Raw genomic sequence first — 12159 nt, 5'->3', positions numbered from 1 at the left:
GGGCCACCAAAAAACTGCCTCGGACGCGCGTCCGTTTTGCGCTGCATGCCCCTATCTGCGTATCCTTGGTGGGCTAGCAATAGCAAATGGAGACGTGCCAGAGCGGCCGAATGGACTTCACTGCTAATGAAGGGTCGGGGTTAAACTCGACCGGGGGTTCAAATCCCCCCGTCTCCGCATTTGTGGTGAGTCGAGACATCCTTCACGGATGAGTCGAGTCATCGGTAACACCCCGGTCTTTGGACCGGGGTGTTTTGTTTTGTTCTGTGCCCGCTCCACAGCTCTGCCGTCTTGGTGTGCTCTCGCTGATGTCGCCCGAGGACTTTTCTTCACACAGGCGCCGGGCTCAGCCTTTCTGGGCCGTCTTCCGACCGTTCGACGTGTGCTGATGCGCAAGGCTGACCGAGGCGCCGGCGTGCCGATGCAAAGCGAAGCTATCCACCGTGCTGGCCAGCATCAGAACAGCCATCGCCAGAAAGGCTCCGCGATAGGGGGCCACTTGGTCAGTCCCGGCCAGGGAAGTGGCGTCGAACAGCCTCACAAACAAGGCTCCGACAGCGATGCCTGAGCCTGTCGCCAACTGTACAAGGGTGGCTGAAACGGCGTTGGCGGAAGGCAGCAGCTCAGGAACGACGTCCGCGTACTGCACTGACGCGTAGGCAGAGAAGCCGATCGAGCGGAACGCACCGCTGCACAACAGCAGGGCGGCAATCAGCCATTCTGGGGTTCCGGCACCGAGGAATGCGCAGGCAGCAAAGGTTACCGACGACGCCAGCGACGCAAAGACCAGCACCGGCTTGAAGCCGAAACGGCGGATGAGCGGGGTTGTGGCAGGCTTGATGCCGATGTTGCCGATAAAGACGGCAGCGACCATGGCACCGGCTTTGAGCGGATCCCAGCCGAAGCCGTCCTGGAACATCAGAGGCAATAGAAATGGGACTGAGCTGATGGTGAGGCGGTAGACGAAACCACCTGTCGAGGTTGCCCTGAATGTTCGCGCGGCGAAGACATCCAGATCGAAGAGCGGCGTTGAGGTCCGGCGCATCCACCACGCAGCAGCCCCCAAGGCCGCGATTCCGGATGCGATGCCCACAACGGGAAGAACCCCCTCTCCGTGTCCGCCTACCAATTCGAGCCCGGCCACAAGCGCGCCGACACCGAGTGTTGTCAGGCCAAGCCCCAGCCAGTCAAGCCGTCGCCGCCCGTCCGGGCTGGCTTTGGGAACCAGCCTGAGTGCGGCAAGAAATGCCGCCAGTCCCAAGGGAATGTTGATCAGGAAGATCCAGTGCCAGGAAAGGTACGTGGTGAACGCTCCACCAACAACGGGGGCGAGGACTGGCGCCAGCAACCCCGGCCAGACCAAGTACGCCGTGGCACGAAGCAAATCCGGTTTGGGTGTACCTCGAAGGACCACAAGGGTGCCCACGGGAACCATCATTGCGCCTCCAGCACCCTGGAAGATACGGCTGATGGTCAAGACCGGAAGGCTCCAGCTCAAGGCGCATGCCAGGGATGCGAGCGTGAAAATGGCGATAGCCAGGCAGAATACCGTCCGCGCCCCGAGTCGCTGGGCGAGCCAACTGCTCAGCGGAATGCCCATGGCAACCGTCATGAGGTAGGCCGTCATGGTGATGTTCACGTCCGCAGAAGCGACCGCAAAGTCTGCCGCGATGCTTGGGATTGCGGTGGTTAGGACTGTACCGTCCAGGAACTCCATAAAGAATGTGGCAGCAACCAGTAGGGCGAGCCGAGGCTGCCATGTTCCGCTGGCGGTTTCGGCTTCGTTGCTGCTGACTTTGCTCATAGTTCCGTTCTCAAGGACTCGTGGCTAGCCGACGAAGGGGCATCGGCAGACAAGCAAGCCTGATTCTCACTTGGCAGGGCAGTTGGTTCATTCCGGAAAAAGGCCTGTCATTAATCCTAAGTCCCGTCAAAACGGCTCGACGAGAGTGATCACTTCGTGTTGATACAGGCTCATCCGGCTTGGCCAAGAGCGAAGGGAAGCACCGATCCCGCTCCCGCACGGCGCAGTGCCCGTCCAGCAACCGTAACGCTCCACCGACTGTCTGCGAGGTCGTCCACCAGGAGAAGGCACGGAGAATTGGCCTCGGAGAGGGATGCTTGTAGTCCTGCGCCGACCACCAGCCGATCCCAGACGCCCGCAAGGCGGTAGGCGCTGTTGCCTCCCCTGCCACCCGTAGGGCCGCCGTGCAACGCCCCTAGATACGGCATGCGACCAATTCCAGCTAGACCGCGGGCCAATGACTCCACCAGCCGTGGCTTGGAGCGCGACGGCATGCTTACGACGGCTGCTGGACGCTCGGCGCCGCTCCACGGCTGGTTCCAGCGATCCCCCGTGGCCCATTCTCGAAGCACTTCTACGCAGGCTTGCAACATCGCGGGGTCGATTTCCCGATCCGAAGCGGAGGCTGCGAACAATTCCCGCAGTGCGCCACCCCAGCCCAAGTCGGTGAGCCTGGCTAGTACGCGTCCCTCCGTTATTGCCTCATCCGGCTTGATCTTTCCTTTGACTGGTACTCCGAGGCGATCCATTCCGCTGGGCCATTGGGCCCGTGGTTCCAGTGCAAGTCCAGCTCTGCGGAGCGTCTGGCTTGCCGTTTCAGTTGCTTCCTGGGCAATGTCCACCGGGAACCACCGGCCTGCGCAGTTGTCACAGCGCCCACATGCTGCTGCGGATTCATCGTCAAGCACGGACGTGATGTACTCCATCCGGCATCCGGATGTGTCCTGGTAGATGACCATTGAGTCCTGCTCGTCCACGCGGGCTTGGGCGATTCTCTTGTACCGCTCTGCGTCGTATGTCCATGCTTGGCCAGTGGAACGCCAGCCTCCACCTACCCGCTCTACGGCACCGTCCACAGCAAGAACCTTCAGCAGCAGTTCAAGCGGGGTCCGGCGAAGATCAACCCTTGCTTCCAGGGCAACCGTGGAAAGGGCCACCCCGGCTTCCGCCAGTGTTTGGAGGACCGCGGCGGCTTTTTCCTCCGAGGGCATCGACGCGGTGGCGAAATACTGCCAAATCTCCCGGTCCTCCCGACCCGGCAACAGCAGGACGTCTGCATTCGAGGCGCCTCGGCCTGCGCGTCCAACCTGCTGATAATAGGCAACCGGGCTGGACGGGGCTCCGAGGTGGATCACGAATCCAAGGTCCGGTTTATCGAAGCCCATTCCGAGCGCCGAAGTAGCAACCAGCGCTTTGACTTGGTTGTCCTTCAGCAGTTGTTCGGCATTCTCCCTGTCTGCGGGGTCCGTACGACCGGTGTACGCAAGTACATGATGACCTGCCTCGGCCAACATCCGGGCCGTATCCTCGGCTGCGGAAACCGTGAGCGCATAAATGATGCCGCTTCCAGGCAAGGCTTCCAGATGCGTCAGCAGCCACGCGAGTCTTTCCCTGGAATCAGCCATGTTCAGGACGCCGAGGCGCAGGGACTCGCGACCAAGCGAGCCACGGATTGTCAGAACGTCCGAGCCGAGCTGCTCTTCGATGTCATGAACGACACGGGAGTTTGCCGTGGCCGTGGTTGCCAGTACAGGGACTTCCTCCGGGAGTTGCCTGATGAGATCCGCGATACGGCGATAATCAGGACGGAAATCATGCCCCCAGTCCGAGATGCAATGTGCTTCATCCACCACCAAAAGACCAGTTCGCCGAACGAGTTCCGGCAACTGCTGCTCCCTGAAGGCCGGATTGGTGAGCCGCTCCGGAGAAACCAGGAGTACATCAACTTCATCGGCGGCAAGTTGTTCCCTCACAGAGTCCCACTCGAGCTGATTCGCCGAGTTGATGGCGACGGCTCGAACACCAGCCCGCGCGGCAGCCGCAACTTGGTCCCTCATGAGGGCCAACAAAGGGGAAACGATTAGCGTGGGACCAGCCCCCCGCCGCCGAAGCAGCAACGATGACACAAAATACACCGCCGACTTTCCCCAACCGGTCCGCTGCACTACCAAGGCACGTCGTTTTGCGTCGACCAAAGCCTCGATCGCCTCAAACTGCCCGTCATGGAAGTCAGCTCCAGGCTTGCCGACAAGGCCACGAAGGACGGTTAAGGCTTGCTCCCTGGTTCCGGACATAACTGATGGTTCACTGTGGGTGGCCATTGGTCCAGTATTCCAGCAGGCCCTGACAGCGGATTGCCGCGGGCCTTCTATGTGGAAAATTCCGTCATATGTGGATCAGAAAACGCAATAGAACGCCCTATCGCGCACATACGTGCTTATCAAGCTTTTGCTGACTTCCTGCCACAGTAGGATGAATCGCGTGACTAGCGAGCAGAACAAGACCTTCGACCTCTCGGCCTCCTTCAAGGCCTATGACGTCCGCGGCATCGTCGGTGAAACCATCACGGCTGAGATCGTTGAGGCCGTCGGGGCGGCTTTCGTCGATGTCCTGGGCCTGACTGGCCAGACCGTCCTCGTTGGCGGTGACATGCGGCCTTCCTCACCCGAATTCAGCAAGGCTTTTGCAAGCGGAGCCGCGAAACGCGGCGCCGACGTCAACCTCCTGGACCTGATCTCCACCGATGAGCTGTACTACGCGTGCGGGGCACTCAACGCCGCAGGCGCAACATTTACCGCAAGCCACAACCCAGCCGAGTACAACGGCATCAAAATGGCAAGGGCCGGGGCCCAGCCAATTTCGTCTGAATCGGGCCTCAAGGAAATCCAGGCACTCGCCGAGCAGTACCTCAACTCGGGTTCAATCCCTGTGTCGGATTCGGCTGGCCGGATCAGCGTACGGGATGTCCTCAAGGACTACGCCGAATATCTTCGCAAACTGGTGGACCTGCGGGGCGGACGTCCGCTGAAGGTAGTTGTCGACGCTGGCAACGGCATGGCAGGCCTGACTACTCCCGCGGTGCTTGGTGCCGATCTACTGGCCGAGCTCCCCCTTGAAATCATTCCGCTCTACTTCGAACTCGATGGCACGTTCCCCAACCACCCCGCCAACCCGCTGGAACCGGAAAACCTCCGCGACCTGAAGAAGGCCGTCGTCGAGCACCGCGCGGACATCGGCCTGGCCTTCGACGGCGATGCCGACCGCTGCTTCGTGATCGACGAACGCGGACAAGCGGTGTCTCCCTCAGCCATCACCGCCCTAGTTGCCCGACGGGAAATCGCCCGGGCCAAGGCATCGGGTGAAGACACCCCCGTCATCATCCACAACCTCCTGACTTCCCGTGCAGTTCCGGAACTGGTCGAAAAAGACGGCGGACGTGCTGTCAAAACCCGAGTCGGCCACTCCTTCATCAAGGCCGTTATGGCCAAGGAAGGTGCGGTTTTCGGCGGGGAGCACTCCGCACACTTCTACTTCCGTGACTTCTGGAACGCCGACACGGGAATGCTGGCCGCCATGCACGTCCTCGCAGCGTTAGGCGAGCAGGACAAGCCGCTTTCCGAACTGGCCGACCAGTACGAGCCGTATGTCTCGTCCGGGGAGATCAACTCGGAAATCGAAGACAAAGCCGCCGCAGTTGCCCGCGTAGCGCGTGACTTCGAAGATGAGGACATTGAGATCGATCACCTCGACGGCAGCACCTTCTCTGCCAGGGATGGCAGTTGGTGGTTCAACCTTCGCCCATCCAACACCGAACCATTCCTCCGCTTGAACGCCGAAGCGAAGGACCTTGCCACTATGGAAAAGGTCCGCGACCGGGTCCTGGCCCTGGTTCGCGCCTAGCAGGACACCACGTGGTAGCCGAATCATGGCGCGACAGCGTTCCGGAAGAATCCGCCCTAGATCTTGAGACCCTCCTCGCCACTGGCATCGCTTCTGCCCGGGAACAGGTGGAGCAGAATGGCGTATTCATCCCGTTTGCCCTGGTGGTGGAAACCGAAGGGGACTTGAGAATGCTTGCGGTTGCGCCTGATTCCGGCGGCGCAGGTACCGACGATGATTTGGCCGACAGCGAATACAACGCGGACGCGATCATTGCCGACCTAACGGAACTGCTTAGGCAGCAACGTGGGGGTTTCCGCGCCGCCGCCGTGGTCTGTGACATCACCCTCGTGGAGGAAAACACGGACGCAATCCATGTTGCAAGCGAACATCGTGACGGATCCGTATTCGCCGCTGTCCTGCCTTACTGGCCGAACGCAGCAAAGGCACAATGGGAGTTCGGCGAACTCGCCGCAGACAGTAACCTGCCAACAGTTTGGGTGGACTAGTCGTACAAATAGGTCATCATCCACATATTCACAGATTCCATGAGGCATGGATGGACACCATTAATTAGTCTTGTCCCATGAAGATCAACGCCTTTGCGGACGTCAGCCTGCGCGCCATGATGGTGCTCTCCGCCGCGCCCGAGGGCTCGCTCCTCACGACGCAGAACATAGCGGACGCCGTCGGAACCCCCTACAACCACGTCAGTAAAGCCGTGGCGAGGCTCCGCGAATTGGGTGTCATCGACGTCGAGCGCGGCCGAAACGGCGGATCCAGAATCAACGCGAACGGCCGTCGCGCCACCGTCGGTGGTCTTCTGCGCAGCATCGATAACCGACGTGACCCGGCTGAATGCGAGTCACCCAATGGCGATTGCCCCCTAATCGCCGAATGCCGATTGCGCGTGGCATTGGCCCGCGCGCGGGAAGCGTTCTACAGGGAGCTCGATGGCGTTACAGTTTCTGAACTCCCGACGTCGCGGCAGATGACCCCGGTATTCAGCACAATCGCAATGTTGCCCGGAGTCTGAGGACGCCGCCCGAACAAGTCGCCCGGACATTACGCTGTCCGAACACGGCACCGCCCGAACACGCCCCGATCGACTATGCCGCCCGTCGCCGCGTCCGGGCCCGCCCCAATCGAACAGGCCGCCCGTCGCCGCATCCGGGCCCGCCCCGATCCGACAGGCCGCCCGCGCGGCAGCATTCCCGCAGGCTCCCACCAACACCTGGCGAATTTGCTTCGAAATTCTACGAGGTGTAGAAATTGAGTCAGATATACGCATTTCAAATGCATATATCAAAGGCAGGCACCATCAACTTCTCACCACGGAGCATCACATGTTGTCGACAAAGTCCCGTCCCGTCATCGAAGCCACGCTCGCCCTGGTGGCCTCACGAATCGGTGACATTACACCGAAGTTCTACAAGCGGCTGTTTTCCGCCTATCCGGAATTGCTCGACGGGCTTTTCAGCCGCTCCAACCAGCAGTCCGGGAAGCAGCAGCGGGCACTGGCCGGAAGCATTGCCGCCTTTGCGAGCCACCTCGTAGAAAATCCGGAGTCCCTGCCTGAGAGCGTCCTTCAGCGCATTGCACACAAGCACGCGTCTCTTGGCGTAACCGAGCCGCAGTATGCCGTTGTTTATGAGCACCTCTTTGGGGCCATCGCAGAGGACCTCGGAGACGTTCTCACGCCGGAGATTGCCGAGGCATGGACCGAGGTTTACTGGCTAATGGCGGATGCCCTCATCAAGATCGAGAAGGGCCTCTACGCCGAACAAGCCAACGATCGACCGTGGAGCCCGTGGCGCGTCGCTTCCAAGACACCTGCCGGCACGTCCGCAATGAGCTTCACCTTGGAGCCCGCCGACGACACACCGGTTACCAGCGCGAAGCCCGGCCAGTACGTGAGCGTGAAGGTCCAGCTCAAGGACGGATTACGCCAGGTTCGCCAGTACTCCTTAACCGAGGGCTCGGGAACGTCGCGGGTGTTCACCACCAAGCTCAACGATGGCGGGGAGGTCTCTACGGCGCTCCACACCAATGTTCACCCCGGCGACATTCTTGAAATCTCGAACCCTTACGGTGAAGTGACCCTGAAGGAGGGCGATGGTCCCGTGGTGCTCGCATCCGCCGGCATTGGCTGCACCCCGACGGCGTCGATTCTGCGTTCACTCGCCGAATCAGGTTCGGACCGTGAAGTCCTGGTGCTCCACGCAGAGAACACACTCGAAAGCTGGGCGCTGCGCGGCCAGATGACGCACGACGTCGACCGTCTGGCAAACGCCGATCTTCAGCTCTGGCTCAAGGAACCGCACGCCGACGGCAAGCAGGGCTCCATGACCCTGCGCGAAGTTGATCTTCCAGCCAACGCCACCCTATTCCTCTGCGGACCGCTTCCGTTCATGCGGAACATCCGCAACGAAGCTATTGAAGCTGGCGTTCCCGCCACAAGCATCCACTACGAGGTCTTCGGACCTGACGTCTGGCTCGCTTCCTAGTCCCACCCGAGAACTACGACGACGGGGCCGCACCTTTCGCCAGAAAAGGTGGGCCCCGTCGTCGTTCTTTAGCCAGCCGGGCGGCAGGCGGCCGGTCTAGGCCAGGCGGGTCTTCAGACCCTTGAGTTCAGCCTGCAGGGCCTCCGGGAGCGAGCTGCCAAAGTTGGCAAACCACTCTTCGATCGAAGCCAGCTCTGCGACCCACTCGTCGCGGTCCACGCGGACAGCATCCTCGACTTCGGCCGGCGTCATGTCTAGACCAGTCAGGTCGACGGAGTCACCGGTGGGGACAAAACCGATGGGCGTCTCGACGGCGTCCGCCTTGCCTTCCAAGCGCTCGATTGCCCACTTCAGAATGCGCGAGTTGTCACCGAAGCCAGGCCAGGCGAAGCCACCGTCAGCCGTGCGTCGGAACCAGTTGACCAGGAAGATCTTGGGCAAACGCTCCGGGTTGGCCTTGGCGGACAGGTTCACCCAGTGGTTCAGGTAGTCGCCTGCGTCGTAACCGATGAAGGGAAGCATGGCCATGGGGTCGCGACGGACCACGCCGACGGCACCAGCGGCCGCAGCCGTGGTTTCGGACGAGAGCGTGGCGCCCATGAAGATGCCGTTGGACCAGTCGCGGGCCTGCGTAACCAGCGGGATGGTGGTCTTGCGGCGGCCACCGAACAGGATCGCGGAGAGTTCCACGCCTTCCGGGTTGAAGTACTCGTCCGCCAGCATGTCGATCTGGTCGATCGGCGTGCAGAAGCGGGAGTTCGGGTGCGCGGCGGGGACTCCGGACTCGGGCGTCCACGAGTTGCCCTGCCAGTCGGTCAGGTGTGCCGGGGTTTCCTCCGTCATGCCTTCCCACCAGACGCCGCCGTCATCGGTCAGTGCAACGTTGGTGAAGATGCTGTTGCCCTTGGCGATGGCTCGCATGGCGTTGGGGTTGGTGCCCCAACCGGTGCCCGGTGCCACGCCGAACAGGCCAGCCTCGGGGTTGACCGCGCGGAGTTCACCTTCTTTGCCGAAGCGCATCCAGGTGATGTCGTCGCCAAGCGTCTCGACCTTCCAGCCCTTGATGGTGGGGTCCAGCAGGGCGAGGTTGGTCTTGCCGCAGGCGGACGGGAAGGCCGCAGCGATGTTGTAGACCTTGTTCTCCGGGCTGGTGAGCTTCAGGATGAGCATGTGCTCGGCCAGCCAGCCCTCGTCCCGGGCCATAACGGAGGCAATGCGAAGCGAATAGCACTTCTTGCCCAGCAGTGCGTTTCCACCGTAGCCAGAGCCGTAGGACCAAATGGAGCGCTCTTCAGGGAAGTGCACAATCCACTTCTCCGGGTTGCAAGGCCAAGCGACATCAGCCTGCCCGGGCTCCAGCGGCGCACCCAGGGAGTGCAGGGCCGGAACGAAGAAGGCGTCAGTCTGGGTGATGCGCTCCAGGACGTCGGAACCGATGCGGGCCATGATGCGCATGGATGCTACGACGTAGGCGGAGTCGGTGATCTCAACGCCAAACTTCGGATCTTCGGCGTCAAGGTGTCCCATCACGAACGGGATGACGTACATGGTGCGCCCGCGCATGGAGCCGGCGAACAGGCCGCGCAGCTTTTCCTTCATCTCGGCAGGCGCCATCCAGTTGTTGGTGAATCCGGCGTCGTGCTTGTTCTCGGAGCAGATGAAGGTCTGCTCCTCAACGCGGGCAACGTCAGCGGGGTCGGAGAACGCCGCAAAAGAATTGGGGAAGAGTTCGGGGTTGAGCGGCTTCAGCGTGCCGGCCTCAACCAATTCATCCGTGAGCTTCTTGTTTTCGGCCTCGCTACCATCCACCCAGTGGATGCGATCGGGCTGAGTCAGCTCCGCAACCTCTTCAACCCAGGCCAGGAGGCCCGCGTGGGTGGTGGGTGCCTTTTCAAGCAGGGGCAGTCTCGCCAGATCTCCCATGTCGTATCCCTTCGGTCGGGGTAATGGTCTGTGTCCTAAATGCTAGGTGGCGCGGACCAGACCAATTCCGGATCTGACGTCTGACCTTTTAGGGATTTTGAAAGTTATCCGCGGGAAATCAGGGTTCAGTCCCGCAAAATAGCGCGGTTTAGTGATCAAGGTCACATATACCGGTCTAGTTGCGAATGTTACACACTTCTCGATTTGGAACCGCGACGGAACTCGCGTACAGTTTATTGAGGTTCGGGGGGCGAACGGGAAAGGCAAACAAGATTTGCCGACTCAAAAGCCCGCCAAAAGAACACAAAATGCGCCCATAGCTCAGCTGGATAGAGCGTCTGTCTACGGAACAGAAGGTCAGGGGTTCGAATCCCTTTGGGCGCACGGAACGAAGGCCCGGCAGTCGAATGACTGCCGGGCCTTCTGCTTTCCCGCAAGCAATGACTGCCGGGCCTTCTGCTTTCCCGCAAGCACGGGACGGGCTTCACCGGCGTAGGCTTCAGACATGGCTGCGGAGAGTTCCCGGGAATTCGATGTCATAGTGATCGGCGCGGGGGCCGTCGGGGAAAACGTCGCGGACAGAGTGGTTCGTGGCGGACTCACGGCGGTGGTCATCGAAAGCGAACTGGTCGGCGGCGAGTGCTCCTATTGGGCATGCATCCCATCCAAGGCGTTGCTTCGTCCCGGTACCGCGCTTCACGCAGCGCAGTCATTCCCTGGCTCGGCGGAGGCCGTTACCCTGACCCTGGACGCCGACGCTGTGCTGAAGAATCGGAATTGGTTCGTCAACCGGTGGCAGGATGACAGCCAGGTTGAATGGCTCAATAAAGCCGGGATCGACCTTATTCGCGGCCGCGCGCGGATCACTGGCCCCCGTGAAGTCCAGGTGGAGGGCAACGACGGGAACAGCTATGCACTCAAGGCCCGCCACGCCGTCGTAATTGCGACTGGGTCGACCCCCAACATTCCACCGGTTCCAGGCCTGGCTGAGGTCCCGTACTGGACTACCCGCGGCGCCACGTCCGCAAAGAAGGTGCCGCGGCGCCTTGCCGTCCTGGGCGGCGGCGTTGCCGGCGTCGAACTGGCCCAGGCTTTCGCCCGGCTGGGCAGTTCCGTAACGCTCATTGCGCGCGGGAACCTTCTCAGCACCTACCCGCCGGAAGCTGGCCGGCTGGTCGCCGGCGGACTTAGGGCGGACGGCGTCGAACTCCGCCTCAAGACCCAGCTTGAAAAAGTAGTCAAGAACGACGACGGCACAGTCATTTTGTCCCTCAGTGACGGCAGCGCCGTGGTGGCCACGCAAGTACTGGTCACATCCGGCCGACACCCCGCCTTGACCAACATGGGGCTTGAAAGCGTGGGAATCGACACCGACAGCAACGGGCGAATTATGCTCAGCACGGATTCCACGGGCCTGGTGGAAGGCGATGTCAGTGACGGAACCAGCGGATTGTGGCTCTACGCGGCTGGCGATGCAGCCGGAAATGCGCTTCTGACCCACCAAGGCAAATATGAGGCCCGAATCACAGGAGATGCGATTGTGGCGCGCGCCCACGGCAAGCTGCGCGGCAATCCCCGGCCATGGAGCCCGCTGGCGCGCACGGCCGATGAACACGCTATTCCTTCCGTGGTGTTCACTGACCCGGAGGTGGCATCGGTGGGCAAGTCCATCGAGCAGGCCCGGACTGCAGGCATTGTGGCAAATTCCGTGGAACTGCCTATCAACGTATCCGGCTCCCAACTGCTTTCCCTGGATTACAAAGGCTGGGCCCAGCTGGTGATTGACGAGGATCGGCGCGTACTGGTCGGCGCGACGTTCGTAGGCCCGGGCGTCGCCGAACTCGTCCACGCCGCCACGATTGCCATCGTGGGCGAAGTCACGGTTGATCGCCTCTGGCATGCGGTGCCGTCATTCCCCACGCTGAGCGAAGTGTGGCTGCGCCTTCTGGAGAAGTACAACCTCTAACGCTCACCCCAACTTGCTTATTTGAACTGACCAGTCAGTTTAATTTAGACTGATAGCAGAGTATCAATTCTGCGAAAGGT

At 61.2% G+C, this 12159-nt stretch carries 8 protein-coding genes and 2 tRNA genes; 7 read left to right on the top strand and 3 right to left on the bottom strand.

Annotation, left to right across the window (positions count from 1 at the left end):
* Positions 1-88: 88 nt before the first annotated feature.
* Positions 89-177 (top strand) — tRNA-Ser (locus tag LD110_RS16730).
* A 169-nt stretch (positions 178-346) separates the two neighbouring features.
* Here LD110_RS16730 and LD110_RS16725 read toward each other — a convergent pair.
* Positions 347-1804 carry an MFS transporter gene (locus LD110_RS16725; RefSeq protein ID WP_225500194.1) on the bottom strand — a complete coding sequence of 486 codons (1458 nt, stop codon included), beginning with the start codon at positions 1802-1804 and terminating at the stop codon, positions 347-349.
* 170 nt (positions 1805-1974) lie between these two features.
* On the bottom strand, positions 1975-4125 hold the full coding sequence (locus LD110_RS16720; protein WP_225500190.1) for an ATP-dependent DNA helicase RecQ: 2151 nt from the start codon (positions 4123-4125) through the stop codon (positions 1975-1977).
* Positions 4126-4285: 160 nt separating this feature from the next.
* On the opposite strand from LD110_RS16720, the gene LD110_RS16715 reads away from it, so the two are divergent.
* The 4 genes from LD110_RS16715 (at position 4286) to LD110_RS16700 (ending at position 8190) form a co-directional block, all read left to right on the top strand.
* Entirely contained in the window at positions 4286-5704 is a 1419-nt protein-coding gene (locus LD110_RS16715; RefSeq protein ID WP_225500185.1) for a phosphomannomutase/phosphoglucomutase, read from the top strand.
* Between the two features lie 11 nt (positions 5705-5715).
* Positions 5716-6192 (top strand): hypothetical protein, encoded by a 477-nt coding sequence (locus LD110_RS16710; protein ID WP_225500183.1) that lies wholly within the window; start codon positions 5716-5718, stop codon positions 6190-6192.
* Positions 6193-6269: 77 nt separating this feature from the next.
* Positions 6270-6719 carry an Rrf2 family transcriptional regulator gene (locus LD110_RS16705; protein ID WP_225500181.1) on the top strand — a complete coding sequence of 150 codons (450 nt, stop codon included), beginning with the start codon at positions 6270-6272 and terminating at the stop codon, positions 6717-6719.
* A 310-nt stretch (positions 6720-7029) separates the two neighbouring features.
* Positions 7030-8190 (top strand): globin domain-containing protein, encoded by a 1161-nt coding sequence (locus LD110_RS16700; protein WP_225500179.1) that lies wholly within the window; start codon positions 7030-7032, stop codon positions 8188-8190.
* 96 nt (positions 8191-8286) lie between these two features.
* On the opposite strand, the gene LD110_RS16695 is transcribed toward LD110_RS16700, so the two are convergent.
* A complete protein-coding gene (locus tag LD110_RS16695) occupies positions 8287-10113 on the bottom strand; it encodes a phosphoenolpyruvate carboxykinase (GTP) (RefSeq protein ID WP_225500176.1) in 1827 nt (608 codons plus the stop codon).
* A 310-nt stretch (positions 10114-10423) separates the two neighbouring features.
* On the opposite strand from LD110_RS16695, the gene LD110_RS16690 reads away from it, so the two are divergent.
* Both LD110_RS16690 and LD110_RS16685 read left to right on the top strand, forming a co-directional pair.
* A tRNA-Arg gene (locus tag LD110_RS16690) sits at positions 10424-10497 on the top strand.
* A gap of 121 nt (positions 10498-10618) precedes the next feature.
* Positions 10619-12079, top strand: a complete 1461-nt coding sequence (locus LD110_RS16685; RefSeq protein ID WP_225500171.1) for an NAD(P)/FAD-dependent oxidoreductase — start codon at positions 10619-10621, stop codon at positions 12077-12079.
* Positions 12080-12159 lie beyond the last annotated feature (80 nt).

Source organism: Arthrobacter sp. M4 (genome assembly GCF_020251205.1).
GTDB lineage: Bacteria > Actinomycetota > Actinomycetes > Actinomycetales > Micrococcaceae > Arthrobacter.
This window is presented reverse-complemented; position numbering and strand designations above follow the sequence as displayed.

Coding starts and splice junctions, on each gene's coding strand:
- LD110_RS16720 (WP_225500190.1), bottom strand. CDS start 4,125: ATGGCCACCCACAGTGAACCATCAGTTATGTCCGGAACCAGGGAGCAA.
- LD110_RS16705 (WP_225500181.1), top strand. CDS start 6,270: ATGAAGATCAACGCCTTTGCGGACGTCAGCCTGCGCGCCATGATGGTG.
- LD110_RS16725 (WP_225500194.1), bottom strand. CDS start 1,804: ATGAGCAAAGTCAGCAGCAACGAAGCCGAAACCGCCAGCGGAACATGG.
- LD110_RS16695 (WP_225500176.1), bottom strand. CDS start 10,113: ATGGGAGATCTGGCGAGACTGCCCCTGCTTGAAAAGGCACCCACCACC.
- LD110_RS16700 (WP_225500179.1), top strand. CDS start 7,030: ATGTTGTCGACAAAGTCCCGTCCCGTCATCGAAGCCACGCTCGCCCTG.
- LD110_RS16685 (WP_225500171.1), top strand. CDS start 10,619: ATGGCTGCGGAGAGTTCCCGGGAATTCGATGTCATAGTGATCGGCGCG.